The organism is Bradyrhizobium sp. 187 (genome assembly GCF_023101005.1).
Classification (GTDB): domain Bacteria; phylum Pseudomonadota; class Alphaproteobacteria; order Rhizobiales; family Xanthobacteraceae; genus Bradyrhizobium; species Bradyrhizobium canariense_D.
Window position 1 is genome coordinate 3,852,816 of sequence record NZ_CP064693.1, and the last position, 23,838, is coordinate 3,876,653.

General features: G+C 64.4%; 25 protein-coding genes. 13 read left to right on the forward strand and 12 right to left on the reverse strand.

The genetic code is table 11. The annotated features are described in order from the left end of the window. The first annotated feature begins 110 nt into the window (after positions 1-110). The 5 genes from IVB19_RS18365 to IVB19_RS18385 all read left to right on the forward strand — a co-directional run bounded on the left by IVB19_RS18365 (position 111) and on the right by IVB19_RS18385 (position 4,755). On the forward strand, positions 111-1,049 hold the full coding sequence (locus IVB19_RS18365; protein WP_007590928.1) for a carbohydrate ABC transporter permease: 939 nt from the start codon (positions 111-113) through the stop codon (positions 1,047-1,049). Further along, complete coding sequence (locus IVB19_RS18370; protein ID WP_018457902.1) at positions 1,049-1,960, forward strand: carbohydrate ABC transporter permease; 912 nt, start codon at positions 1,049-1,051, stop codon at positions 1,958-1,960. The genes IVB19_RS18365 and IVB19_RS18370 overlap by 1 nt, the downstream gene beginning before the upstream one ends. A 6-nt stretch (positions 1,961-1,966) precedes the next feature. Then, positions 1,967-3,067, forward strand: coding sequence for an ABC transporter ATP-binding protein (locus IVB19_RS18375; protein WP_247336700.1), 1,101 nt, complete (start codon positions 1,967-1,969; stop codon positions 3,065-3,067). A gap of 33 nt (positions 3,068-3,100) precedes the next feature. Continuing rightward, complete coding sequence (locus IVB19_RS18380) at positions 3,101-4,090, forward strand: hydroxyacid dehydrogenase (protein ID WP_247821650.1); 990 nt, start codon at positions 3,101-3,103, stop codon at positions 4,088-4,090. Between the two features lie 185 nt (positions 4,091-4,275). Then, positions 4,276-4,755: a hypothetical protein gene (locus IVB19_RS18385; protein ID WP_247336703.1), complete on the forward strand. Its 480-nt coding sequence runs from the start codon at positions 4,276-4,278 to the stop codon at positions 4,753-4,755. A 33-nt stretch (positions 4,756-4,788) separates the two neighbouring features. On the opposite strand, the gene IVB19_RS18390 is transcribed toward IVB19_RS18385, so the two are convergent. Continuing rightward, entirely contained in the window at positions 4,789-5,286 is a 498-nt protein-coding gene (locus tag IVB19_RS18390) for a DUF1993 domain-containing protein (RefSeq protein ID WP_018457906.1), read from the reverse strand. A 138-nt stretch (positions 5,287-5,424) separates the two neighbouring features. Here IVB19_RS18390 and IVB19_RS18395 point away from each other — a divergent pair, with 138 nt between their 5' ends. The 3 genes from IVB19_RS18395 (at position 5,425) to IVB19_RS18405 (ending at position 7,771) form a co-directional block, all read left to right on the forward strand. Continuing rightward, positions 5,425-6,207, forward strand: coding sequence for a transporter substrate-binding domain-containing protein (locus IVB19_RS18395; protein WP_018457907.1), 783 nt, complete (start codon positions 5,425-5,427; stop codon positions 6,205-6,207). 172 nt (positions 6,208-6,379) lie between these two features. Further along, on the forward strand, positions 6,380-7,243 hold the full coding sequence (locus IVB19_RS18400; RefSeq protein ID WP_018457908.1) for a DUF2147 domain-containing protein: 864 nt from the start codon (positions 6,380-6,382) through the stop codon (positions 7,241-7,243). A 177-nt stretch (positions 7,244-7,420) separates the two neighbouring features. Continuing rightward, positions 7,421-7,771 (forward strand): hypothetical protein, encoded by a 351-nt coding sequence (locus IVB19_RS18405; protein WP_007590916.1) that lies wholly within the window; start codon positions 7,421-7,423, stop codon positions 7,769-7,771. 143 nt (positions 7,772-7,914) lie between these two features. Here the strand turns inward: IVB19_RS18405 and IVB19_RS18410 are convergent, their stop codons facing one another. Both IVB19_RS18410 and IVB19_RS18415 read right to left on the reverse strand, forming a co-directional pair. After that, on the reverse strand, positions 7,915-8,319 hold the full coding sequence (locus tag IVB19_RS18410; protein WP_018457909.1) for a (R)-mandelonitrile lyase: 405 nt from the start codon (positions 8,317-8,319) through the stop codon (positions 7,915-7,917). A 25-nt stretch (positions 8,320-8,344) separates the two neighbouring features. Beyond that, the gene (locus IVB19_RS18415) at positions 8,345-9,043 is read right to left on the reverse strand and encodes a ribonuclease activity regulator RraA (RefSeq protein ID WP_018457910.1); all 699 of its coding nucleotides are present in this window, start codon (positions 9,041-9,043) and stop codon (positions 8,345-8,347) included. A gap of 245 nt (positions 9,044-9,288) precedes the next feature. Here IVB19_RS18415 and pxpB point away from each other — a divergent pair, with 245 nt between their 5' ends. From pxpB to IVB19_RS18430, 3 genes are read left to right on the forward strand one after another with little or no spacing between them, the layout of a single operon-like run. Further along, positions 9,289-10,020, forward strand: a complete 732-nt coding sequence (pxpB, locus tag IVB19_RS18420; RefSeq protein ID WP_247821651.1) for a 5-oxoprolinase subunit PxpB — start codon at positions 9,289-9,291, stop codon at positions 10,018-10,020. After that, positions 10,017-11,054, forward strand: a complete 1,038-nt coding sequence (locus IVB19_RS18425) for a 5-oxoprolinase subunit C family protein (RefSeq protein WP_018457912.1) — start codon at positions 10,017-10,019, stop codon at positions 11,052-11,054. Before pxpB ends, IVB19_RS18425 begins: the two co-directional genes overlap by 4 nt. A gap of 32 nt (positions 11,055-11,086) precedes the next feature. Continuing rightward, positions 11,087-11,857: a LamB/YcsF family protein gene (locus IVB19_RS18430; protein WP_018457913.1), complete on the forward strand. Its 771-nt coding sequence runs from the start codon at positions 11,087-11,089 to the stop codon at positions 11,855-11,857. Here the strand turns inward: IVB19_RS18430 and IVB19_RS18435 are convergent, their stop codons facing one another. From IVB19_RS18435 to IVB19_RS18455, 5 genes are all read right to left on the reverse strand, one after another. Further along, positions 11,858-12,010, reverse strand: a complete 153-nt coding sequence (locus tag IVB19_RS18435) for a hypothetical protein (protein ID WP_007590908.1) — start codon at positions 12,008-12,010, stop codon at positions 11,858-11,860. A 200-nt stretch (positions 12,011-12,210) separates the two neighbouring features. After that, a complete protein-coding gene (locus tag IVB19_RS18440) occupies positions 12,211-13,818 on the reverse strand; it encodes a sulfite reductase subunit alpha (protein ID WP_018457914.1) in 1,608 nt (535 codons plus the stop codon). Beyond that, positions 13,815-15,596, reverse strand: coding sequence for a NirA family protein (locus IVB19_RS18445; protein WP_018457915.1), 1,782 nt, complete (start codon positions 15,594-15,596; stop codon positions 13,815-13,817). The genes IVB19_RS18440 and IVB19_RS18445 overlap by 4 nt, the downstream gene beginning before the upstream one ends. Before the next feature lie 331 nt (positions 15,597-15,927). Continuing rightward, positions 15,928-17,091 (reverse strand): CmpA/NrtA family ABC transporter substrate-binding protein, encoded by a 1,164-nt coding sequence (locus IVB19_RS18450; RefSeq protein ID WP_247821652.1) that lies wholly within the window; start codon positions 17,089-17,091, stop codon positions 15,928-15,930. Then, positions 17,088-17,678 carry an ANTAR domain-containing response regulator gene (locus tag IVB19_RS18455; protein ID WP_007590901.1) on the reverse strand — a complete coding sequence of 197 codons (591 nt, stop codon included), beginning with the start codon at positions 17,676-17,678 and terminating at the stop codon, positions 17,088-17,090. Before IVB19_RS18455 ends, IVB19_RS18450 begins: the two co-directional genes overlap by 4 nt. 111 nt (positions 17,679-17,789) lie before the next feature. Between IVB19_RS18455 and rimO the strand changes: the two genes are divergently transcribed. Further along, positions 17,790-19,115: a 30S ribosomal protein S12 methylthiotransferase RimO gene (rimO, locus tag IVB19_RS18460; RefSeq protein ID WP_018457917.1), complete on the forward strand. Its 1,326-nt coding sequence runs from the start codon at positions 17,790-17,792 to the stop codon at positions 19,113-19,115. A 90-nt stretch (positions 19,116-19,205) separates the two neighbouring features. On the opposite strand, the gene IVB19_RS18465 is transcribed toward rimO, so the two are convergent. The 3 genes from IVB19_RS18465 to IVB19_RS18475 all read right to left on the reverse strand — a co-directional run bounded on the left by IVB19_RS18465 (position 19,206) and on the right by IVB19_RS18475 (position 21,092). After that, on the reverse strand, positions 19,206-19,625 hold the full coding sequence (locus tag IVB19_RS18465; RefSeq protein ID WP_026233462.1) for a carboxymuconolactone decarboxylase family protein: 420 nt from the start codon (positions 19,623-19,625) through the stop codon (positions 19,206-19,208). Next, the gene (locus IVB19_RS18470) at positions 19,558-19,989 is read right to left on the reverse strand and encodes a MerR family transcriptional regulator (RefSeq protein WP_085353092.1); all 432 of its coding nucleotides are present in this window, start codon (positions 19,987-19,989) and stop codon (positions 19,558-19,560) included. The genes IVB19_RS18465 and IVB19_RS18470 overlap by 68 nt, the downstream gene beginning before the upstream one ends. A 155-nt stretch (positions 19,990-20,144) precedes the next feature. Further along, positions 20,145-21,092, reverse strand: a complete 948-nt coding sequence (locus IVB19_RS18475; RefSeq protein ID WP_085384083.1) for a hypothetical protein — start codon at positions 21,090-21,092, stop codon at positions 20,145-20,147. Positions 21,093-21,495: 403 nt separating this feature from the next. Between IVB19_RS18475 and IVB19_RS18480 the strand changes: the two genes are divergently transcribed. Then, the gene (locus IVB19_RS18480; RefSeq protein WP_247819772.1) at positions 21,496-22,692 is read left to right on the forward strand and encodes an acetylornithine transaminase; all 1,197 of its coding nucleotides are present in this window, start codon (positions 21,496-21,498) and stop codon (positions 22,690-22,692) included. A 121-nt stretch (positions 22,693-22,813) separates the two neighbouring features. On the opposite strand, the gene IVB19_RS18485 is transcribed toward IVB19_RS18480, so the two are convergent. Continuing rightward, on the reverse strand, positions 22,814-23,788 hold the full coding sequence (locus IVB19_RS18485) for a quinone oxidoreductase family protein (protein ID WP_018457922.1): 975 nt from the start codon (positions 23,786-23,788) through the stop codon (positions 22,814-22,816). Positions 23,789-23,838 lie beyond the last annotated feature (50 nt).

A 23,838-nucleotide genomic window follows, 5' to 3' on the forward strand; every position in this document is an offset into this window, starting at 1 on the left:
GAGCCGCCGAGGCACACTCGCTCGATCCGCTTGCCGAATGAAGCCGACGGCTGCGCCGGCTTCGCCGTCCTACATGTCCTGCTACGTGTCCTGCAAAAGAGGCTAACGTCATGGCCGATGTCGTCGTTGAGCAAGGCCGTCCCGCTCGAGCTGCGAGCCCGCGCAAACGGGCGAGCCTGCGCAATGCAATGGGACGGAAATCGACCGTCGCGTTCTTCCTGACGCTGCCGCTGATCCTCCTGATCGCCCTGCTCGTGCTCTATCCCGCCTTCTATTCGGTCTACCTGGCGACGCTGAACAAGGCGATGACGAAGTTCGTCGGTCTCAGCAACTTCACCTTCCTGTTCAAGCGCGAAACGTTCTGGATGGTGGTGAGACAGTCCTGCATTTTTGCGATTACCGCCGTGGTCTTCAAGGCGCTGATCGGCTTCATCGTCGCGCATTTCGTCCACAACATTCCCGGCAAGAAGCAACGTAAATGGCGCGGCATGCTGCTGGTGCCTTGGGTGATCCCACCGGCGATGAGCACGCTGGCATGGCTGTGGCTGTTCGATCCCTCCTACAGCGCCTTCAACTATACGCTGTCGTTCTTCGGCATCGGTCCGATCCCGTGGCTCGGTGACACCTTCTGGGCGCGTTTCTCCGTCATCCTCGTCAACGTCTGGTACGGCGCGCCGTTCTTCCTGATCATGTACCTGGCCGCCTTGAAATCCGTACCCGACCAGCTCTACGAAGCCGCAGCGATCGACGGCGCCAATTGGTGGCAGAAGATCTGGCACATCACCCTGCCGATGATGCGCAACATCATCGCCATCACCACGCTGTTCTCGCTGATCGTCACTTTCGCCAATTTCGACATCGTGCGCATCCTCACCTCCGGCGGTCCGCTGGACCGGACGCATTTGTTCGCCACCTGGGCGTTCCAGGTCGGCATCCAGAGCAGCGACATTCCGCTCGGCGCCTGCGTCTCGCTGTTCATGGTGCCGATCCTCGCCGTCGCAGCGGTCTTCATCCTGCGCGATGTCAACAAACGTGGGAACGAAGCCTGATGAGCACGCTCGCAATCGACAAGGCCGGACCGACACGCAAGGTCAAGCTTCGAAGCATGAGCCGCGACCGCACCTGGGCGTTGCGCTGGTCCTACTTTTTCCTGGTGCTGTTTGCGATCTTCTTCCTGATCCCGCCGATCTACATGCTGATCACCTCGCTCAAGAGCAGCGCGGAGATCTCGGCCGCCACCAATCCGTGGTGGGTATTTCATCCGACGCTGTCGAACTATGTGGAGCTATTGACCTCGAACCAGTTCCTGCGATTCTTCTGGAATTCGTCGATGATCTCGATCGTGGTCGTGATCGTGACGATGCTGATCAGCATTCCGGCGGCGTTTGCATTGGCGCGGATGAAGTTCTGGGGCTCGGCGACGCTCGCGACCGGGGTCTTTCTCACCTATCTGATCCCGGACAGCCTCCTGTTCATTCCCTTGTTCAAGATGCTCGCGGTGGTCCAGGACGTCACCGGCATCACCCTTCTCAACCGCTGGTACGTGCTGGTGTTCATCTATCCGACGCTGACCGTGCCGTTCTGCACCTGGATCATGATCGGTTATTTCGCCTCGATCCCGAAGGAGCTGGACGAGGCGGCTCTCATCGACGGCGCCTCCTGGCTCCAGACCCTGACGCGGATTTTCATTCCGGTTGCCCTCCCTGGCCTGATCGCAGCGACCATCTTCGCCTTCACCGTGTCCTGGGCGCAGTTCCTCTATCCGCTGGTGTTCACGACATCCATCGACCAGCTCGTGCTGCCGGTCGGCATCACCACCACGCTGATCAAGGGCGACGTCTTCAACTGGGGGCAGATCATGACCGGCGCGCTGCTTGGCGCTGCCCCGCCGCTGGTCATCTACGCCTTCCTGATGGACTATTACATTGCCGGCCTGACCGCCGGCGCCACAAAGGGTTGATGTCTTATGGCTGAGGTTGCGTTGCGGAAGGTGGTCAAGCGTTACGACGACGTCGAGGCGGTGCGCGGCATCGATCTCGACATCTCTGACCATGAGTTCATCGTGCTCGTCGGCCCCTCCGGCTGCGGCAAGTCGACGACCTTGCGGATGATCGCGGGACTCGAGGACATCACCGACGGCGACATCATGATCGGCGGGGACGTCGTCAACGACGTGCCGCCGAAGGACCGCGACATCGCGATGGTGTTTCAGAACTACGCGCTCTACCCGCACATGACGGTCGCGGAGAACATGTCGTTCGGGCTGCGGCTCAAGCACTATCCCAAGGCCGAGATCAAGGCGCGGGTGACGGAAGCCGCCCGCCTCCTCGACATCACCGACCTGATCGACCGCAAGCCGAAGCAGCTCTCCGGCGGCCAGCGCCAGCGCGTCGCCATGGGGCGGGCCATCGTGCGCAACCCAAAGGTCTTCCTGTTCGACGAACCGCTGTCCAATCTCGACGCCAAGCTGCGCGTGCAGATGCGGATCGAGATCAAGAAGGTGCACCAGAAAGTGCGCACCACGACGGTCTACGTCACCCACGACCAGGTCGAGGCGATGACGCTGGCTGATCGCGTCGTGGTGATGAACAAGGGTCGGATCGAGCAGATCGGCACCCCGAACGAGCTCTACCACAAGCCGGCGACGCGCTTCGTCGCGGGCTTCATTGGCTCGCCGGCGATGAACTTCATTCCGTGCCGTCTCGAGGACGTCGGCGGCAAGCTCAACGTCCGCCTGACGGATCGCATCTCATTCCCGTTGCCGCCGGCCCGCGCCGCCCGTTACAGCGCGCTGCCCCGATCTGAAAACCTGTTGCTCGGCATCCGTCCCGAACATCTCACGGAATCGCATGCGCATCTCGAGCCGGGTGTCGAGACCTTCGACACCGTGCTTGATGTCACCGAGCCGATGGGAATGGAGACGCTGGTCTATTTCGGACTGGAAGGCACGCCCGTCTGCGGCCGTGTCGATCCCAATGCGGGCGCCAAGGACGGAGCACCCATGCGTTTGGCGATGGACCTCAACAATATGCACCTGCTAAACGAGGCGACCGGCGCCGTCTTGTGACGGCCGGCCAAGAAACTCGCGCAGGTAGGGACGATGTCGACCAACAAGAAGAAAATTTTTGTCACGCAAACTTTGTCGCAAGGGGCGCGCGCCCTCCTCACCCAGCGAGATGATATCGAGCTCATCGAGTTTCCGAACCTGATCTCCGCCAGGGATTTCGAGGCCTTGCTGAAGAGCCACGCGCCGGTCCATGGCGTGGCGCTCGGCGCCACCGCTTTCGGCGAGACCGAGCTCGAAGCCTCGAAGGACATGAAGGTGGTGACCCGGATCGGCGTCGGTTACGACGCCGTCGACGTCCCCGCCCTCTCCCGCCGCAAGGTGCCGCTGATGGTCGCCGGCAGCGCGAACTCGCCCTCGGTCGCCGAACAGGCGCTGTTCATGATGCTGACACTGGCAAAACGCGCGCAGGAGATGCACGCCTGCGTGAAAGACAGCAAATGGGCGGACCGTCTCGGCATGCTGCCGTTCGATCTCTACGGCAAGACCGTCCTCATCATCGGCTTCGGCCGCATCGGCACCCGCACCGCCAAGCGCTGCCTGGCGATGGACATGAATGTGCAGGTCTATGATCCCTACAAGGCAGCCGCAGAGATCAAGGCAGCAGGCTGCGAGCCGGTCGCCGATCTCGATGCCGCGCTGCCTCACGCCGATTTCGTCACCATCCACTGCCCGAAGACGCCGGAGACAGTCGGCCTGTTCGATGCGGCGCGGATCGGCCGGATGAAGCCGAAATCCTACCTCATCAACACCGCACGCGGCGGCATCGTGAAGGAGGCGGCGCTGTACGACGCGCTGGTCTCGGGCAAGCTCGCCGGTGCCGGCATCGACGTGTTCGAGGTGGAGCCGCCACCGGTCAGCAACGCGCTGTTCGCGCTGCCCAACGTCATCATGGCTCCCCACGTCGCCGGCGTGACGGTCGAGGCGGTGAGCCGGATGAGCGAGCAGACCGCGCGCAACATCCTGAGTGTGCTGGACGGCGATCCTATCCGGCAGAACATCATCAATCAGGATGTCCTGGGCTGAGCGCATCTCCGGGCTAGGCGGTTCTCCTGGGCGGGCGGCTGCCCCCCGCCTTCGGAACGCCAGAATGAGTCCCATTTTGGTGCAGATCGAGCCCTCACTCAGCCTTAATCAAACCCGCGTAATAGGTCCGGCCGCGGCGGCGGTGGGACAGACTTGCCGGCCGCGTCGAGCTGGAGGATGGACCCTTGTCAGAGATCGACCCGACCGACCACGCGTTGGCGACCATCGCCAGCATCCTGGAGCATCCTGAACCCGTCCTCGTCGTGCGCGAGACCGAGACTGTCACCGTGACTGAAATGGTGGTTGCTGGTGAGCATGGGGTCGCGGACGAGCACCCGATGGTCGACGAGCATCCGGTGGTCGAGGAGCAGCCGCTGGTGCCGGAGCACGCCGACGCCGACGGCTACAGCAAGGTCGGCCCCGGGCCGATGGTGGCGATCCGTCTGAAATGGACGGTCCATCGCGGCGATGACGGCCAGTTCTACGTCCACGAGACCATCGGCGAGCAGTCCGTGCCCGTGGTCAGCGGCCCGATGACCGGCGAAGCCGCGGTGCATTTCGTCGACGCGCATGAGGACGAGGCGCATCGGCGCTTCGAAGAGCTGCGCAGCGAGATCGCCGGCCGCAGTTCGCTCGCCGATTACGAGCGCAAGGGCGAAGCCTAGCGCGCTCTCGCGCGAAGTGGATGCCGGTTCGGCTTATCGTCGTCCGAGATAATCCTTCTTCACGAGCTCGACGCCTGCGTGCCGCAACAGGTCGTAGGCGGTCGTGACGTGAAAGAAGAACTGCGGAACGCTGAAGGTCAGCAGCAGCGTCCGCCCGGTGAAGGGCAACTCGGTCCCGTTCTTCAGCCTGAAGAAGACATTCCGCTCCGCCGCAGCATTGATCTCTGCGCGCGGCAGGCTTTCGATGAACTCGATTGACGTCGCGATGCGGGCCTGGAGCCCGGCCATGTCGTGCTCCAGCACCGGCAGCGCCACCGGCTCGCGGTCGGCGAGCAAGGCCGCGGCGACCGTGGCGTGGCGACAGGCCTCGCCGATCTGTTGCGCCAGATCGTACATGTCGGGCGCCATGCGCATGCCGAGCAGGACGGCCGGGTTGAACTTCCGGGCCTCGGCATAGGCAACGCCCTTGTCGAGCAGTGCGGAGAGGTTGCGCAGATACGGCACGAAGAGTCCGACCGAGGCGTCATACATTGAGATCGTCACTTCAAAATTCCCTTCAATTCCGCCTCGCCAGAGACGGGCATCTGGTCTAAATCCAGGCCTCAAGACAGGCCTCGAGAGCTGCACAATGACAGCTTGGACATGGGTGGAAAAGAGATGATCGTTCGAATGACCATTCGAATTCTGGCGACTTTGGCCGTGGTCCTGCTGGCAAACCTTTCGGCCCACGCACAGCAGACGGCGCCGTCCCGCCTCGACGAGATAGTCAAGCGCGGCACTTTGCGCGTCGGCATGACCGGCGACTACAAGCCCTTCACCTATCTCGACAAGACGACGCAGCAATTCAGTGGCTTCGATGTCGACATGGCGGAGGCACTCGGCAAGGCGCTCGGCGTCAAGGTCGAATTCGTGCCGACGGCCTGGCCGAAGCTGATGAAGGATTTCGAGGCCGATCAGTTCGACATCGCCATGGGCGGCGTCTCGGTCACGCTCGACCGGCAGAAGAAGGGCTTCTTCTCCACGCCGATCATGCGCGAGGGCAAGACGCCGATCGCGCGCTGTGCCGATGTCGGCAAATACCAGAGCATCACCGACATCGACAAGAAGGGCACCCGCGTGATCGTCAATCCCGGCGGCACCAACGAGCGCTTCGCGCGTGCCAACATCAAGGACGCCGACATCACCGTCTTCCCGGACAATACCGTGATCTTCGACGAGATCGCCAAGGGCAATGCCGACCTGATGATGACCGACGCCTCGGAGACGCGCTACCAGCAGAAGCAGCATCAAGGCGTGCTCTGCGCGGTGCATCCCGACAAGCCGTTCGATTTTTCCGAGAAGGCCTATTGGCTCCAGCGCGACATGGCGCTGAAGGCCTTCGTCGATCAATGGCTGCATATTTCGATGCAGGACGGCAGCTACAAGAAGATCTACGCCGCCTGGTTCGATTAGGGCCGCGTCCTCCTGTCGCTTGTGCCGGCCAAACTTTGGACCGGCTCCGGTGTTATTGAACCCGAAACGCAGAAGCCACGACTCATACGGTGACAGTGATCTAGATCACTTTTTGCGATCGAACCGAGGCGTAAGCGTCGGTGCGGGGACCACCTGTTTCAGGAGATGCGAAATGAGGAAGCTGTTGGCCACGGCCGCATTCCTTTTGGCGAGCACCGCTGCGCAGGCGCAGTACACCTTCGACTATGGCGGGCGCACCATCCGCATTGATCCCGACCGCGGCACGGTGCAGATCCCCGGCGTCTACGACAACACCGGCCAGGGCAAGGCGAAGAAAGCCAAGAACGATGCCAAGGGGGCTCCCAAAGCGGACCCGCAGGCACCGCAACAGGCCAAGGCTGATCCGCAGCCGCCTGCCGATCCGGCGCCGGCCCCAACACCTGTCACGGCGCCGCCGGCGGCCGAGCAGGCCCCTGTCCAAGCTCCCGTCCAAGCCCCCGTGGCCGTGGCGCCTCCTGCCCCGCCAGCGCCTCCGGCCACCACGGCTAACAAGGCTCCGGCCGAAGAGGCGCTTGTGCCGCCGCCTCAGCCGACCCCAAGTGCTGCCCCGACGGTGGGAGTCGCGCCGCCGGCGCCATCTCCGCCTCCTGTCCCGGCGCCTGCTCCCGTTCAGTCGGCCGCCGTCGCGCCGCCGGCTCCCGCAACCGCGGCCACGCGCGACCTCAATTCACCGCTCGGCGTCTGGCTCACCGAGGAGAAGGAAGGCAAGGTCCGCATCGAGCAATGCGGCAGCAATCTCTGCGGCTACTCGGTCGATTCGAAATCGAACCAGAATGGCGAGCAGGTTCTGATCAACATGAAGCCCGGCAAGGACCAGAACAAGGACCCAAAATGGTCCGGCCGGATCCTCGATCCGAACTCCGGCTCGACCTACGATTCAACCATCGCGCTGAAGGGCACCGATCGCCTGCGCGTGCAGGGCTGCGCCTTCGGCGGCATGTTCTGCGGCGGCCAGACCTGGACGCGGGTGAACTGACTTCCCGCGACACTCTGACCGAGACAAAGGGCCCGCAATGCGGGCCCTTTTGCTTTTACCCCTCGCTTTCCGGGATGTGCGCGACATCACAGAGCCCGTCGCGCGCGTGACAGCCCTCACATCGCCGGTTCCGCGTCCGTGACACGATCCCCGCATAATCAACCCTAGGGGCGTGTCATGAACGGATTTCGCAAGGCTCTCTTCGCCACAATCATAGTCATCGCGTTGCCGGCCGCGCAGGCCAGCGCCAGCACATTCGACGGCGCATGGAATGTCCGCATCTCGTCATCGAGCGAGACCTGCGGCAACGGCTCGACCGTCGCCATCGGCATCAACAACGGTCAGATCGCCTCGAGCAGCGCAATGGTGACGGCGTCGGGCCGCGTCGCGGATGCCGGCAGCATCAATGTCACCTTGAGCACCGGCATCAAGCGCGCCGTCGGCTTCGGCCGCCTCAGCGGCACCTCCGGCTCCGGCACGTGGCGCGGCAGCATGTGCACGGGAACGTGGACCGCCGAGCGGATGTAAGGTGTCGTGCCCCGGACAAGCAGCGACGAGAAGCGTTGCTGCGCAGAGCCGGGACTCAGCAGTCCTGATGCCGTCAAAAGTTTTGGGCCCCGGATCGGCGACGCATCGCCGCGGGGCGATGCGTCTTGTCCGGGGCACGAGAGCTAGCCCAACGCGGCCCCATACTCCGCGTCGCTCACCGGCTCCAGCCACGTCGAATAGACGCCGTCGAGCGCTTCTTGCATGGCGATATGGCACATGCCGTTGGTCGGCGATCCGCCGTGCCAGTGCACCTCACCCGGCGGAATCCAGACGGTGTCGCCGGGACGGATCTCCCTGACGGGCCCGCCTTTGGTCTGAACGCGGCCGACACCGGAGATGACGTAGAGGGTCTGCCCGAGCGGATGATGATGCCAGTTGGTGCGTGCGCCAGGCTCGAACGAGACACGCGAGCAGTTCAGCCGTGCCGGCGCGGGCGCCATGATCACCGGGTCCTGCCAGACGGTGCCGGTGAAATTTTCCTTGGGCGCGCGGCGGGTCAGCCGCGTGCCTGCAACAGTGATCTCCATTGGGATTACCTCGCTTCTTTCCCGATTACTTCTTGCTTGCTGCGTAGCGCGCCTTGGTCTCGGCGTTCATGGGATAGAGGCCCGGGAGCACCGCGCCATTGTTCACCTCGTTGACGATCCAGGCTTCCATCCGCTCCTGCTCGACACCCTCGTTGAGCACTTGTTCGAGCATCGCCTGCGGGATCAGCACGCAGCCGTCCTGGTCGGCAACAACGATGTCGTTCGGGAACACCGCAACGCCGCCGCAGCCGATCGGCTCGCCCCAGCCGACGAAGGTCAGACCGGCGACTGACGGCGGCGCGGCATAGCCGTCGCACCAGACCGGCAGGTTGGTGCCGAGCACGCCCTCGACGTCACGCACGACACCGTCGGTGACGAGTGCGGTGACGCCGCGCTTCATCATGCGCGCGCATAGGATGTCGCCAAAGATGCCGGCGTCGGTGATGCCCATGGCGTCGACCACGGCGATGCAGCCCTCCGGCATTGCCTCGATCGCGGTGCGGGTCGAGATCGGCGACGACCATGACTCCGGCGTCGCCAGATCCTCCCGCGCCGGCACGAAGCGCAGCGTGAAGGCCGGTCCCACCAGGCGCGGCAGACCCGGACGCAGCGGACGCGCGCCGCGCATCCAGATGTTGCGCAGGCCCTTCTTCAGCAGGACCGTGGTGATGGTGGCAGTGGTGATGCCGGCGAGGGTCTTGCGGGCTTCGGGGGACAGCGACATGGAAACAGACGAGCTCCGGATGGGCGGGAAAGAACGCGCATCTTGCGGGGTGCGGGCCTTGCGTCAAGGGCCAACAAGCTACCAATCATGCAGGGCCGCAGCGCTGTTATGCGTCGCGATAACAAGGGTTTATCGCCTCCCCCTGCATTAATTTATTGGACTTGCGGGCGCATTTACGCGAAGCAGGGACGAGCGGAGCTCAAGGCCGAGCCCGCGTATCTCCAGAAGCCCGATTTCGAGAGCCCATGTCCGCGACGCTTCCCCCGCCCCGCCTGCTGCCCAGTGGCGACAGCGCCGTCACGGTCGAGTTCAGCCGTACCATGGACGACGACGCCAACCAGCGCGTGCTGGCGCTCGACAAGGCGCTCGCAGCGAGTCCGATCGATGGCATCACCGAGTCCGTGCCGACCTATCGCTCGCTGCTGGTGCATTACGATCCCGGCAAGATCGGCTTCGATGAACTTGGCGAAAAGCTGCTCGCGCTCGCCAGCCGGCCGCTGCCGCCGGCCACCAAGGCCCGCCGATGGCGAATTCCCGTCGCCTATGGCGGCGAGCACGGCATCGACCTCGAGGACGTCGCGAAGGCGCTGAACACCACACCCGACGACATCGTCGCGCGCCACGTCGCCGGCGACTACAAGGTTGCCATGATCGGCTTCACGCCGGGCTGGTCCTATCTCAGCGGCCTCGACAAATCCCTGCAGATGTCGCGGCGGCAGAATCCACGGCTGCTGACGCCTGCCGGCACGATCTCGATCGGCGGCATCCAGGCCGGAATCCAGTGCCTGGCGGCCCCGAGCGGCTGGCACCTGCTCGGCCGCACGCCGGTGCGGACCTATCAGCTCCACCGCAATCCGACCTTCCTCACTGAACCCGGCGATCGCGTGACGTTTTTCGCGATCGACCACAAGACATTCGAGGAACAGGACCGCGCTGCCGAGGCCGGCGAGATCATTGCCGAGCAGGTGGTGGCATGAGCCGGCTCGTGATCGCCAGCATCGGGCCCGCAAGCTCGGTCCAGGACGGCGGACGCCATGGCGCGCAACGCTATGGCCTGACGGTCAGCGGAGCGATGGACCGCCTGTCGCTCGCGGCGGCGAACACGCTTGTCGGCAACGAACCGTTCGCAGCCGCTGTCGAGGTCGGCCCGTTCGGCGCCGCGTTCACCGCGCGCGACGGTGCCGTGCGCGTCGCGATCTCAGGCGCGCCGCGCAATGCGGACATCGCCGGCAGTCCGGTCGCCACGGACACATCGGTGACGCTGAAGGACGGCGAGACGCTGACGCTGGGTTTTGCTCGCGGCGGTGCGTTCACCTATCTGGCGATCGAAGGCGGGATCAAGGGCGAGCCGGTGTTCGGCAGTCTCGCAGTCAACGCCCGTGCCGGTCTCGGCAGCCCCTACCCGCGCCCGCTGCAGGCCGACGACGAATTCAGCGTCGATGCCGCAAGCGGTGCACCGGAACAGCGCATCGAACTGCCGAAGCCGTCGAGCGGTCCGATCCGCGTCCTGCTGGGTCCGCAGGACGACGAGTTCGACGACGCCAACAAGGCGCTGTTCCTCGACAGCGAGTGGAAGATCTCGGCGACCTCCGATCGCATGGGCTACCGGCTCGAGGGCCCCGCGATCAAACATTTGCACGGCCACAACATCGTCTCCGACGGCACGGTTAACGGCAGCATCCAGGTGCCCGGCAACGGCGCGCCGATCGCGCTGATGATGGATCGCGGCACCTCCGGCGGCTACCCGAAGATCGCGACCGTGATCACGGCCGATGTCGGCCGTCTCGCGCAGACCTCGGCGGGAACGGCGTTCCGCTTCAAGGCGGTCAGCATGGCCGAGGCCCAGGACGAGGCGAAGAAATTTGCGCAGCTGATCCGCAACCTGCCCGATCGCCTGCGCTCTGCCGACACCGTGGCGCTCAACATCGAAGCGCTCAGCGATGCCAACGTCGCGGGCTATGCTGTCAGTGCCGTCGACGCCGGGACCTGGCAGGTCGCGGCCGAGCCGTAAACGACAAGACGACCAGAGACGGAGAGCAACCCATGAAGACGATCGATCTCAATTGCGATCTCGGCGAAGGTTTTGGCGCTTGGGAGATGGGCAATGATGCCGCCATGATCGAGCTGGCGAGCTCGGTCAACGTCGCCTGCGGCTTCCACGCGGGCGACCCCGACATCATGCGCCGAACGGTCGAGCTGGCGAAGGCGCGCGGCGTCTCGGTCGGCGCGCACCCTGGCTATCGCGACCTGCACGGCTTTGGCCGCCATCCGATCGCGGGTCTGAAGGCCTCCGAGATCGAGAACCTCGTCGCCTACCAGATCGGCGCGCTGCAGGCGATCGCGACCGCGGCCGGCCACAAGGTAACGCATGTGAAGGCGCATGGCGCGCTCTCCAACGTCGCCTGCGAGGACGACATGACGGCGAAGGCGATCGCCGCCGGCATCAAGGCGGTCGACCCGAGCCTGATTTTCGTCGTGCTCGCCAATTCCAAGCTGGTGAAGGCCGGCGAAGCCGCCAATCTGCCGATGGTGCACGAGGTGTTCGCCGACCGCGCCTATGAGGACGACGGCAATCTCGTCTCGCGCAAGAAGCCCGGTGCAGTGCTGCATGACGCCAAGGCCATCGCCGACCGCGTGGTGCGCATGGTGCAGGACGGCGCGGTGGTCTCGGTCACCGGCAAGGTCATCAAGATGCGCACCGACACGGTCTGCATCCACGGCGATACGCCGGGCGCCGTCGACATCGCGCGCGGTCTGCGGCAGGCTTTGAAGGATGCAGGGATCGAGGTCGCGCCGTTCAAGCGCGGAGCGTGATCAGAACGGGTGTACCGACAGCGTGCCGAACACGATCGCGGCGATGACGGCGAAGGCGCTGTACATTGCGGCATGATGCACGCTCGCACCGGTCCGCCGCGAGAGCGAGCGCGCGTAGAAGTGCAGCCTGGCTTCCGCCGATAGTTCGCGCATGGTCGATCTCCAACGCCCCATTCGGACGATTATGAAGGATCAACCGGGGTGGCGGGCAAGAGACCGGCGGAAATAGCGATGCGGGTTCTCTGAAAACCCCCCATCGCAGGAGCAAATTCTCCTCGCCCGCCACTTCCGAGAATCTTATTCGCTCAAATCCGAGCCAGTTGGAACCGGCTCGGATGACCGTAGGATGACATCTAGTAGACGTCAGCCTGGAAGCGGCCCGTCTTCTTGAGTTCTGCGACAAAACTGACGGCTTCGTCGGTCGAACGCGCCCCGAATTGGGCGACGATATCGACCAGTGCACGCTCGACGTCCTTGGCCATGCGTTTGGCATCGCCGCAGATGTAGAAATGCGCCCCCTCGGCGAGCCACGTCCACACCTCGCGGCCGACCTCGCGCATGCGGTCCTGCACATAGAACTTCTTCTCGCCGTCGCGCGACCAGGCCAGCGACATACGCGTGAGCAGGCCCGAGGTCTTCATCGCGTTGAGCTCCTCCTGGTAGAAGAAGTCGCAATCGCTGCGCTGATGGCCGAAGAACAGCCAGTTCTTGCCAGGCGCACCGGTCGCCTTGCGGTCGAACAGGAAGGCGCGGAACGGCGCAATGCCGGTGCCGGGGCCGATCATGATGATCGGCGTCTTCGGATCCTGCGGCAGGCCGAAATTGTGCGCCTTCTGCACATAGACCTTGAGCTTCTCGCCCTCAGCGATGCGCTCGCCGAGGAAGGTCGAGGCAACGCCGATGCGCTTGCGTTTGCCGATCACGTAGCGCACGGAATCGACCGTCAGCGACAGCTTTCCAGGCGTCGCATTGTGCGAGGACGAGATCGAATAGAGCCGCGGCTGCAGCGGCTCGAGCGCCTCCACGAAGGCTTCGGGATGCGGCCGCGTGCCCGAGAACTTCTGCAGCGCCGCCATGACGTCGAGCGTTGCGGCATCGCCGTCGGGATCCTCGCCCTGTGCCAGCGCCCGCGCCTTCTCGCGCTGCGCGCCGCCGGTGATGAAGGAGAGCAGTTCGAATAGCGTGTCGGGCGCCGGCGACAACGAGACGTCGTCGATCAGCACCTCGCGCAGCGTCTTGCCGTTGACCTTCGTGGTGTGGGAGGCACCGAGCAACGCGATGACCTGGTCGACGAGGCCGAGCTCGTTCCGCGCGAACACGCCAAAACTGTCACCGACGACGTAGTCGAGTTTGCTCTCGGAGAGATCGAACTCGACGTGATAGGTTTCCTTCTCGGACTTTCCCTTGTTGAGAAGACGGCGCGACAGGAAGGTCGCCGCAACGGGGTTGTCCCGCGAGCGGCCGGGCTCGGCGATCGTCACGGTCACGGCGGGGGCCGCCACCGCGTCTTGCTTGTCAGCCGGCTTTGCCGCCGGCGCCTTATCCAGCTCTTCGTGCAACGACTTCAGCATCCGTGCGGTTTCCTTGCCACCGGGGACGCAGAGGTTGAGGCGCGCTTCACTGCGGCTCGCGATCGCCTCCGAATAGTCGTGGCAATTGTAGCCGCACTGCCCGCAATCCTGCTGCGCCATCGCCGCCATCATCTTGCGCCGCACGGGACGGCCTTCGGCGAGCTTCATCCGATCGGCGATCGGCATGGTCTGGTCGTGCCACGGCGCTTCACCGTCGTCACCGTCACCAGCCTGCATGACCGCGGCGCCCTGCTCCGCCGACAGCGGCGTGGCCGCCTCAGGCGACAGCAGCCCGGCAAAGAAGCCGTTCAGCCAGGAGCGTTGCGCGTCGGAGAACGGGGCGCTCGTGGGAATAATGTCGAGTTTGGGTGGAGGGCTGATCTGGTTCATGAGGACACCTCGGCATCGGCAAGCTTGCGCAGCGTCTCGCCGTCGTGGCGGCGCGCAAAGGACAGGAAGGTTTCGTCAGGAGACGAGCGATGGGCGATATAGGCCTTGAGCAGCCCTTCGACCGTCTTCGGCGCGTCCTCGGCCTTGAGGTCGTGATAGACCTCCTGACCGACGTCGGCGTCAGGACCGAACCCGCCGCCGGTGAAGAGATGATAGCCCTCCACCGTGTCCTCCTCGTTGACAGGCACGCGCGCCCCGATCAGACCGATGTCGCTGATGTAGTGCTGGGCACAGGAATGGTGGCAGCCGGTGACGTGGATGTTGACCGGCTTGTCCATCTCGACGCGCGGCTCGCACCATTCGCCGATCTCGGCGGCGTGACGCTTGGTGTTGGAGGCGGCAAAGCGGCAACCGGCATTGCCGGTGCAGGCGATCAGGCCGGCGCGGATGTGCGAGGCCTCGGCCGCGAGCCCGATCTGCTTGATCGCCGCAACGGCAAGCTCGACATTCTCGTCACGCACCCCTGATATCAGCAGGTTCTGCCAGACGGTCAGACGGATCTCGCCGTCACCGAGGTCCAGCGCCACCTTGGCGAGACCCCGCATCTGATCGCAGCTGATCTTGCCGAGCGTCAGCGACACGCCGATCCAGTTCAAGCCGTCCTGCTTCTGCTTGTGCACGCCGATATGCGCCATGCGGTCCGCGGCCGGCCGCGGCGCAAACGCCTCTTCCGTCACGCGCGTGAACGGCGTCTTCAGCCGCTCTTCGACCAGCTTGAGAAAGCCGTCATGGCCCATGGCGTCGAGCACGTATTTCAACCGCGCCTTGTTGCGGTTGGTGCGGTCGCCGTGCTCGATGAAGACGCGCACGATGGCGTCGGCAACGGCGGTAGCGTCTTCAGGCTTGACGACGATGCCGGAATATTTCGCAAAGTCCTTGTGGCCGGTGATGCCGCCGAGGCCGAGGCGGAACCAGATCCCGGGTTCGACGCCGAACCCATCCTTCACCTCATACGCCGTGAAGGCGATGTCGTTGGTCTCCTCGAGCACCGCGATCTTGCCGGCGCCGTCGAAGGCGACGTTGAACTTGCGCGGCAAGCCATACAACGAGCGATCGTTCAGGATGTGGTAGTGCCACTCGCGCGCATAAGGCCGCGTGTCGATCAGCTCCTGCGGATCGATGCCCGCCGTCGGCGTTCCCGTCACGTTGCGGATGTTGTCGGCGCCGGAGCCGCGCGAGCACAGGCCGAGATCCTGTATGCCCTCGATCAGCTTCACGGCGTTCTTCGGCGGGATCTCGCGAAGCTGGAGATTGGCACGCGTCGTGACGTGGCTGTAGGGCCCGCAGGTTTCATCGGCGAGGTCGGCAAGGCCGGACAGTTGCCAGTGCTTCATGATGCCGTTCGGAATGCGCAGACGGCACATGTAGGAGTCCTGCGTCGGCGCGACGTAGAAGATGCCGTAATAGCGCCAGCGGAAATTGTCCGCCGGGCTTGGCGGCGTATTATCGAGCGCCTGCTGGCGGAGACGCGGATAGGCATCGAAGGGATGCTCGTCGCGCTTGACCTTCTCCTGGTCGGCGAGCTTCTTGCCCGCGGCGATCACCTTGTCCTGCGCCTTGATGTGCACGGCATCGGGACCGGTCGGCTCGGCGTTCGCCTTGCCGGCGCCGCCGCCGAGACCGCGACCGACGCGACTGATCTGCAGACCGGTCGTGAAGCCTTCAAGGTAGCGTTTCTGGTCGTCGGTAAAGTCGACTGAGACGGTGTCGAGTTTCATGGTCAGTAACGAAGCTCCTGCGGCCACCTGGGTGGTATCGACGGAAAGTGCACGACCCGCGAGGAGCTCGGCTGGCTCGAGAGCCGGCTGCGCACCCAGCGGTCCGAACAGCTTCGTTGCTGGGGACTGGCGCAGCAGGCATCTGTGACAGGCTGGCCGCACTGCAACATTCAAGTTGCGTGCCAGCTTCGATGAAATGAAAATGTGTGAGGTATCAGGTAATTAAGAGCGCGCCGGGGAACTCTGGGCTCCGGAACTCTTATGAAATTCGAGCAGTCGGCCTAAAATTTAGACTCGGATCTCCAGCGCTCAAAAACGATGCAGACCCGAATCACACCTTCCAGCGGCCCACCTCGAAGGCCTCGAGATGCCCCCGAATATTGGCGGGATCGAAGGCGGGGCCGGCGAATGCGCCGAATGCCGCGGGGGCTTGGGCGGGCGGCCGGCGCCCGAGGGCGCCGTCGTAGAGATCGGGCCTGAACACGGCCATCGCCGTCTTGACGCCGTCGGGCGTCAGCGTCGTCTGCCCCCAGCGCACCATCTGCGCATAGAGCCAGGCGGCCTGGACCGGATCGGGGCGCCCTGCTTCCTCGCGTCCCACCAGGAGGTAGCTGCCGCTCTCGCGAAAGGTGCCGTCCGGCGAAATCTTGAGGCGCCCCGTGAGGGTGCGCTGGATGACTTCGGCATCGACGCCGATCCGCTCCGGCTGCGCCAGGATCTGCGCCGCTTCGGTCCGGTTTTCGGGATGCTCGATGAACTCGGCGGCTTTCACCGCCGCGCGCACCAGGCTGGCTACCACGTCGGGATTCTTGTCAGCCCAGACCTGGCGGAGCGCCAGCACCTTCTCGGCCGCATGGGCCAGGATGTCGGAGACGAAATGCAGGATGTGGCCGATCCCGAGATCGACCGCGATCGAATTCCAGGGCGCACCGACGCAGAACGCATCGACATGCCCATTGGCAAGACTGTCGACCATATAGGGCGGCGGCAGCACGACCAGCCGCACGTCCTCGTCGGGATCGACGCCGGCCGCCGCCATCCAGAACCGCAATTGATAATTGTGGGTCGAGAACGGGAAGGTCATGCCGAAGGTCAACGGATCGGCCCCAGCCTTGCGCCGCTTGGTGACCACGCGCGCCAACGCTTTTGCCGTGGCGAGCGGATCGAAGCGGTCGCCGTCGATCTCCTCAATCAGCGCGGTATGAAGCGCCGGCGAGACCGTGATCGCGTTGCCGTTGATGCCGAGATTGAAGGGCGCCGCGATCGGCACCTTGACGTGGCCGAGCCCGAGCGAGGACGCAATCGCGACGGGAGCGAGCAGATGCGCGGCGTCGAACAAGCCGATATTGAGCTTGTCGCGGACGTTGGACCAGGAGACCTCGCGGACCAGTTCGACCTCGAGCCCTTCAGCCGCGGCAAATCCCTTGTCGACGGCAACGATCAGCGCTGCGGCATCGACCAGCGGAATGAACCCGATGCGGAGGGGAGCGGTCATTTCAGCATCTCCGACGCGGTGATGATCGACTGGGCGATCTCGCCGATTTTCTTCTTCTCGCGCATCGCAGTGGAGCGCAGCAGCACATAGGCCTCGTCCTCGGTGAGGCCTTTCACCTTCATCAGGATGCCCTTGGCCTTCTCGATGACCTTGCGATCCTCGAGCTGCGACTTGGTACGCTCCAGTTCCTCCTGGAGTTTTGCGAAGGCATTGAAGCGCGACACGCAGAGGTCGAGGATCGGCTTGATGCGCTCCTTCCTCAGCCCGTCGACGATATAGGCGGAGACCCCCGCCTCGACCGAGGCCTGGATCGAGGATGAATCGCTCTGGTCGACGAACATCGCGATCGGCCGCTTCACGGCGCGGCTGACCTGGAACATCGCTTCCAGCACGTCGCGGCTGGGGTTTTCCAGATCGATCAGGATGATGTCGGGATCGACCGCATAAATCCGGGCGAGCAGGCTCTGCATCTCGCGGATATGGACGATCTGCGTAAATCCGGCCTCCCGCAACCCTTCTTCGAGGATCGCAGCCCGGATCGGGCTTTCGTCGACGATCACGATTTTGGGCGACTGTTCGGCGCTCATTGCTCACTCACCACCAGTGATTCATCCATAGCATGCCCGCGAGCCATGCAAAGGGTTGTAATTATGGGCAATTGGGACTAGCTCAACCCTGTCAATCAGGCAGATTTGGATATGGATCAGACGGCTGCGCCGAAGGTCAGCTTCGTGTCGCTCGGGTGCCCCAAGGCTTTGGTGGATTCCGAGCGCATCATCACGCGTCTGCGCGCCGAGGGCTACGAGCTCGCCCGCAAGCATGACGGGGCCGACATCGTCATCGTCAACACCTGCGGCTTCCTCGACAGCGCCAAGCAGGAATCGCTCTCGGCGATCGGCGAGGCCATGGCCGAGAACGGCAAGGTGATCGTGACCGGTTGCATGGGGGCGGAACCCGAGCAGATCGAGCAGGCCTATCCCGGCGTGCTCTCCATCACCGGCCCGCAGCAATATGAGAGCGTGCTGGACGCCGTGCATCGCGCGCTGCCGCCCGCCCACAATCCGCATCTCGATCTGGTGCCGCCGCAAGGCATCAAGCTGACGCCGCGGCACTATGCCTATCTGAAAATCTCCGAGGGCTGCAACAACCGCTGCACCTTCTGCATCATCCCGAAGCTGCGCGGCGACCTGGTCTCGCGACCGGCCAACGACGTGCTGCGCGAGGCCGAGCGCCTGGTCGACGCCGGCGTGAAAGAGCTGCTGGTGATCTCGCAGGACACTTCGGCCTATGGCGTCGATCTGAAATACGCCGAGAGCCCGTGGAAGGATCGCCAGGTCCGCGCCAAATTCATCGACCTCGCGCGCGAGCTCGGCGAGCTCGGCGCCTGGGTCCGGCTGCAATATGTCTACCCCTACCCGCATGTCGACGAGGTCATCGCGCTGATGAACGAGGGCAAGGTGCTGCCCTATCTCGACATCCCGTTCCAGCATGCGAGCCCCGAAGTACTGAAGGCCATGAAGCGCCCGGCGGCGCAGGACAAGACGCTGGCGCGCATCAAGCGCTGGCGCGAGCAATGTCCTGATCTCGCTTTGCGCTCGACCTTCATCGTCGGCTTCCCCGGCGAGACCGATGCGGACTTTGCCTATCTCCTCGACTGGCTGGACGAAGCCGAGATCGATCGGCTCGGCTGCTTCAAGTACGAGCCGGTCGCCGGCGCCACGGCGAATGCGATCGAGAACCCCGTGCCGGAAGAGATCAAGCAGGAGCGCTACAATGCACTGATGGCGCGCCAGCAGAAAATCTCTGCGCGCAGGCTGAAGCGCAAGGTCGGCACGCGCCAGCAGATCATCATCGACGAGGTCGGCCCGACCGTCGCAAGGGGCCGCTCCAAGGCCGATGCGCCCGAGATCGACGGCGCCGTCTACCTGTCGAGCCGCCGCCCCTTGCGCGTCGGCGAGATCGTCACCGCCAAGATCGAGCGCGCGGACCAGTACGACCTCCACGGCAGCGTCGCGGGATTCTGAGATTCCGGTCGCGGCACGCCGGCAAGACCGGCGCGCCTTAGGCATTTTCCACCAGCCGGCGTTCAGGCTGGGCGTGCCCGAACTACGAGGTCATGTCGCTTCTCCCGACGCCTGCTGTTCGTCGCGTGCGGCGAACACTTCCTTGGCTGCGAACAGCCCGTTCAGCGCCGCCGGGAAGCCCGCATAGACGGCCATCTGCATCATGATCTCCACGATCTCGTCGCGAGACAGGCCGACGTTCAGACCCGCCTCGAGATGCACTTTGAGCTGAGGCGCGGCATTTCCGAGCGCCGTCAGCGCGGCGATCGTGGCGATCTCTCGATCGCGCAGGCCGAGGTCCGGGCGGCAGTAAATGTCGCCGAACGGAAACTCGATCACGTATCGTGCGAAATCCGGAGCTATGTCGGCGAGTGAGGCGACGACCTTTTCGCCGGCACTGCCGTCAATGCGCGACAGGGCCCGCTGGCCGCGATCGAAGCGGCTTTCGTCTTGTGTTTGGGCGTGCGTCATTTTCCTTCGTCCTCTGTTCGTCGCTGGCATAGCCGGCGATCTTGGTATCAAGGACGAGCAGGCATTCCTGGAGTTCGGCAATTTGCGTGCGCACCTGTTCCCGGTGGACTTCCAGCATCTGCCGCCGGGCTGGCCCGGTGGCTTCGCCTTCATCCCGAAGCGCCGCATAACGCAACATGCCCCGGATCGGCATTCCCGTGGTCTTGAGCCGACCGAGAAATTCGATCCATGTGAGGATCGATGCGTCAAAGTCGCGCTGGCCGGAGCGATCCCGGTCGGCGTATGGCAGCAGCCCGATGCGCTCATAGTAGCGCAGCGTGTGTGTCGACAGGCCGGTCCGTTTTGCGAGGTCGCCGATCTTCATGTGTGCCCGTTCTCGTACTGACGCACGTACAGATACCCCTTCGAGCGCGCTCTAAGTCAAGGGGGATCGAAGGTGCCGTTCCGGCGAGGTCATGATGACGCGACAGCGGAAGATTTCGGCGCCGGCTGGGCGGCGGCATCGCTGGATGCCCAGCTTCAAGATTCCGCCAGCCATTTCGGCACCCAGCGCTCCGGGCGCGGGGCGCGGGCAAGATCGGCTTGCGCCTCCGACAGCTTCGCGGGCTCGCCCTCGATGGTCGGGCGCACATCATATTCGAAGTTCGGCATGACGCGGCCGTCGGCATAGAGATCGAATTTCATGGCGTACCACAGCCCGAGCTCGGGCTGTGCGCGGCGCATCTCCTCACGCAGATCGCGCAGCAGGGATTCGATCGAGGCGGCTTCCTCGAACGGCTGCGGCCCGCGCGAGAGGACGCGCGCCTCGTACTGCTTGCCGACGATCGCGACCTCGAAATGCGTCTTGTCCCAGGCGTTCTTGCCCTTGGGGAGATGCGCGGCCAGGCGCCAGCCGAGCTCGGCCATCAGGCGATGATTGGCCCAATAGTCTTCGCGACCCCGGCTCCATCTTTCCATGAAGCCGCGAAAGTCGGGCAGCTCCGACGGATCGTCATCGGACGCCGCCATATCCCTGCCCAGCCGTCCGGTGAGCCATTGCGCGAGCTCGACCGTCTGACATTCGACTTCGTCGTGCGGCTTCAGATCGCTCCAAGCGTTGTCGAATTGTTGCGACGTCAGTTTCGCGAGCAGGCCATCGAGGCTCGGCGCCAGCAGCTCGTAATCGCCCTCGGAGCCAAGCCCCACGATCGGCGGATTGTCGCGGTCAAGACCCGCGCCGTACCAGCCGCCAACAGCCGAGCCATCCGGCAGCCGCATGAACAGCGAAAACCGGTCGCGCAAGGGACTGCCGTCAACAATAGGCGCCTGATCCGAAAACTGGCCCTGCAGCGAGAAACACCCGACACTGCCCCAGGGCCGTCCCTTCAGCCAGCCGGCAAAATCCAGTAACAGCGGCGGCGCCTCCATGCCTGGCGGAAACGCGCCGCGAATGCTGTCGAGGTCGATCGAATAAGGCGTGTCGGACAAGGCTTAAAACTATCTGGTTGGTCCCGCCCCTCTTGGTCCGAACCGTCAGGCGTTCGGTTCGAGCCAATTCGCGTTCGCTGATCACAAACGCGCTAGAGACGTAATGGTTTCCCGGCGCGCATCTCTCTCCTGCCCCATGCACGCTGGGCGTGTGGTCTGCAAGGCGGCGCTTGACAAGCCCGGCCATTCGCATGTATTGCCGCGCCCCATGATCAACGCTCGGACCCATCAGCGCACCGAAATGCTCCGCCGTCGCTTCCGCGACGATGAGAGGGTGCGCCATGTCCGACGACGCCGCTGAAGCACTGAATTCAGCGTAGGTTTTCGAGAAGGCCGCACCCGCAAGGTGCGGCCTTCTTGCTTTTCGCGCCCCCTTTTCCACCCGCCTCCAGAGGAGTTCGACATGACCACCGCCACCCATCCGTATGACGCGTTGATGGACATCACCGCTCGGCCCAAGGCCGTGTTCGTTCGCGGCGCCGGCTCCTACCTCTGGGACGACAGCCGCAAGCGCTATCTCGATTTCGTACAGGGCTGGGCGGTCAACTGCCTCGGCCACTCCCCGCCCGCGATCGCCAACGCGCTTGCCGTGCAGGCCAAGCGGCTGCTGACGCCAAGCCCCGCCTTCTACAACGAGCCAAGCCTGAAGCTCGCGCAGGCGCTGGTTGCAGACAGCGCGTTCGACCAGGTGTTCTTTGCCAATTCCGGCGCGGAAGCCAACGAGGGCGCGATCAAGCTCGCGCGCAAATATGGCAGCCTGCATCGAGGTGGCGCGTACGAGATCATCAGCTTCGAAGGCGGCTTTCACGGCCGCACCTTGGCGACGATGTCGGCCTCGGGCAAGAAGGCCTTTGAGCCGCTGTTCGAGCCAAAGGTCGCCGGCTTCAAGAAGGCGAAGCTCAACGACATCGCCTCGGTCGAAAAGCTGATCAACGACAACTCCGTCGCTGTGATGATCGAGCCGATCCAGGGGGAATCAGGCGTATGGCCGGCGACCGATCAGTTCTTGCAGGAGTTGCGCGCCCTCACCGACGCGCACGGCCTCCTCCTGATCTTCGACGAGATCCAGACCGGGATGGGCCGGAGCGGCAAGCTCTTCCACTACGAGCACACCGGCATCGCGCCCGACATCATGACGCTCGGCAAGGGCATCGGCGGCGGCGTGCCGCTCGCGGCGCTGCTCGCGACCGAACGCGCGGCCTGCTTCGAGCACGGCGACCAGGGCGGCACGTTCAACGGCAACCCGATCATGTGCGCGGCGGGGCTTGCGGTGCTCGACGAGGTCAGCAAGCCGGAGTTCCTGAAGACGGCGACCGAAACCGGGCTGCTGCTCGAAAGCGAGCTGCAGAAGGTCTCGGCGCGGCATGGGCTCGGGGAAGTGCGAGGTCGCGGGCTCCTGCTCGCGCTCGACCTCAAGCTGCCGATCGCGCCCGGCATCGTCGCGCAGGCGTTCGAGGCCGGCGTCCTCCTCAACGCGCCGCAGGTGGACACGTTGCGCTTCATGCCGGCGCTGAACGTCACGCGGGCCGAGATCGCCGAGATGATCGATTGTCTCGACGGTATCTTGACCAGAGCCGGCGCGGCACGGCGAGTGGCGTAGACGGCTCGCTCTCTCTCCGTCATGGCCGGGCTTGTCCCGGCCATGTACGCCTTGAGGCGCGGCACGAAGAACGTGGATGCCCGGGAAAAGCCCGGGCATGACGACTTCGGCAAGACGTTCTCTACGGCTTCAAGATCGACGCGCCCGTGGTCTTGCGACTCTCGAGATCGATATGCGCCTTGGCGGCGTCTTTGAGCGCGTAGGCATGGTTGATCGGCACGTGCAGCTTGCCGTTAATGACGGCGGCGAACAGCGTGTCAGCGCCTTCCAGCAACTCCTTGCGCGTTCCGATATAGTCGTTGAGCTTGGGCCGGGTCGCAAACAGCGAGCCGTGGGTGTTGAGCTCGGCGATCGAGAACGGCGGCACCGGGCCTGAGGCATTACCGAAGGAGACGAACATCCCGCGCGGCTTCAGGCAGGACAGCGAGCCTGGGAACGTCGCCTTGCCGACACCGTCATAAACCACGTCGCAGCCCTCGTTGCGGCTGATCTGTTTGACGCGCGCAACGAAGTCTTCCTCGTTGTAGAGGATCACATGGTCGCAGCCATTGGCCTCGGCAAGCGCAGCCTTCTCGCGCGAGCCGACGGTGCCGATGACGTGGGCACCCATTGCCCTCGCCCATTGGCAGGCAAGCAGGCCGATGCCGCCGGCCGCGGCGTGGATCAGCACGCGATGATGCGGCTCGACCTTGAAGGTCTTGTGCAGGAGATACCACACCGTCAGCCCCTTCAGCATCAGCACGGCGCCCTGCTCGTGGGTGATGTGGTCGGGCAGCTTGACCAGCCGCTCCCAGGGGATGTTGCGCTCGCCGGTATAGGCGCCGAGATTGTGGTAGTAGGCGACGCGGTCGCCGGGATGGAAATTCGTCACGCCCGGCCCGACCGCGACGACCTCGCCCGAGGCCTCGTTGCCGGCGATGAAGGGCAGCCCCGGCGCCTTGTAGAGGCCGGTGCGGTAATAGACGTCGATGAAGTTCAGGCCGACGGCATGCTGGACGATGCGCACCTCGCCGGGCCCGGGCGCCGGAACATCGACGCTCTCATAGACCAGGGCTTCGGGGCCTCCGACCTTGTGCACACGGACGGCTTTGGTCATCACCTGACCTCCTTTTCTCGCGGGCCAGCGAAAGACATCGCGCCCGCCTT

What these genes read in the sequence shown, in the direction of transcription:
- IVB19_RS18445 (WP_018457915.1), bottom strand. Translation starts at nt 15,596, where the DNA reads ATGAAACTCGACACCGTCTCAGTCGACTTTACCGACGACCAGAAACGC.
- IVB19_RS18370 (WP_018457902.1), top strand. Translation starts at nt 1,049, where the DNA reads ATGAGCACGCTCGCAATCGACAAGGCCGGACCGACACGCAAGGTCAAG.
- IVB19_RS18380 (WP_247821650.1), top strand. Translation starts at nt 3,101, where the DNA reads ATGTCGACCAACAAGAAGAAAATTTTTGTCACGCAAACTTTGTCGCAA.
- IVB19_RS18455 (WP_007590901.1), bottom strand. Translation starts at nt 17,678, where the DNA reads ATGAGCGCCGAACAGTCGCCCAAAATCGTGATCGTCGACGAAAGCCCG.
- IVB19_RS18430 (WP_018457913.1), top strand. Translation starts at nt 11,087, where the DNA reads ATGAAGACGATCGATCTCAATTGCGATCTCGGCGAAGGTTTTGGCGCT.
- IVB19_RS18415 (WP_018457910.1), bottom strand. Translation starts at nt 9,043, where the DNA reads ATGTCGCTGTCCCCCGAAGCCCGCAAGACCCTCGCCGGCATCACCACT.
- IVB19_RS18465 (WP_026233462.1), bottom strand. Translation starts at nt 19,625, where the DNA reads ATGACGCACGCCCAAACACAAGACGAAAGCCGCTTCGATCGCGGCCAG.
- IVB19_RS18480 (WP_247819772.1), top strand. Translation starts at nt 21,496, where the DNA reads ATGACCACCGCCACCCATCCGTATGACGCGTTGATGGACATCACCGCT.
- IVB19_RS18375 (WP_247336700.1), top strand. Translation starts at nt 1,967, where the DNA reads ATGGCTGAGGTTGCGTTGCGGAAGGTGGTCAAGCGTTACGACGACGTC.
- IVB19_RS18435 (WP_007590908.1), bottom strand. Translation starts at nt 12,010, where the DNA reads ATGCGCGAACTATCGGCGGAAGCCAGGCTGCACTTCTACGCGCGCTCG.
- pxpB (WP_247821651.1), top strand. Translation starts at nt 9,289, where the DNA reads ATGTCCGCGACGCTTCCCCCGCCCCGCCTGCTGCCCAGTGGCGACAGC.
- IVB19_RS18450 (WP_247821652.1), bottom strand. Translation starts at nt 17,091, where the DNA reads ATGACCGCTCCCCTCCGCATCGGGTTCATTCCGCTGGTCGATGCCGCA.
- IVB19_RS18400 (WP_018457908.1), top strand. Translation starts at nt 6,380, where the DNA reads ATGAGGAAGCTGTTGGCCACGGCCGCATTCCTTTTGGCGAGCACCGCT.
- IVB19_RS18440 (WP_018457914.1), bottom strand. Translation starts at nt 13,818, where the DNA reads ATGAACCAGATCAGCCCTCCACCCAAACTCGACATTATTCCCACGAGC.
- IVB19_RS18410 (WP_018457909.1), bottom strand. Translation starts at nt 8,319, where the DNA reads ATGGAGATCACTGTTGCAGGCACGCGGCTGACCCGCCGCGCGCCCAAG.
- IVB19_RS18405 (WP_007590916.1), top strand. Translation starts at nt 7,421, where the DNA reads ATGAACGGATTTCGCAAGGCTCTCTTCGCCACAATCATAGTCATCGCG.
- IVB19_RS18395 (WP_018457907.1), top strand. Translation starts at nt 5,425, where the DNA reads ATGACCATTCGAATTCTGGCGACTTTGGCCGTGGTCCTGCTGGCAAAC.
- IVB19_RS18365 (WP_007590928.1), top strand. Translation starts at nt 111, where the DNA reads ATGGCCGATGTCGTCGTTGAGCAAGGCCGTCCCGCTCGAGCTGCGAGC.
- IVB19_RS18425 (WP_018457912.1), top strand. Translation starts at nt 10,017, where the DNA reads ATGAGCCGGCTCGTGATCGCCAGCATCGGGCCCGCAAGCTCGGTCCAG.
- rimO (WP_018457917.1), top strand. Translation starts at nt 17,790, where the DNA reads ATGGATCAGACGGCTGCGCCGAAGGTCAGCTTCGTGTCGCTCGGGTGC.
- IVB19_RS18485 (WP_018457922.1), bottom strand. Translation starts at nt 23,788, where the DNA reads ATGACCAAAGCCGTCCGTGTGCACAAGGTCGGAGGCCCCGAAGCCCTG.
- IVB19_RS18470 (WP_085353092.1), bottom strand. Translation starts at nt 19,989, where the DNA reads ATGAAGATCGGCGACCTCGCAAAACGGACCGGCCTGTCGACACACACG.
- IVB19_RS18390 (WP_018457906.1), bottom strand. Translation starts at nt 5,286, where the DNA reads ATGTATGACGCCTCGGTCGGACTCTTCGTGCCGTATCTGCGCAACCTC.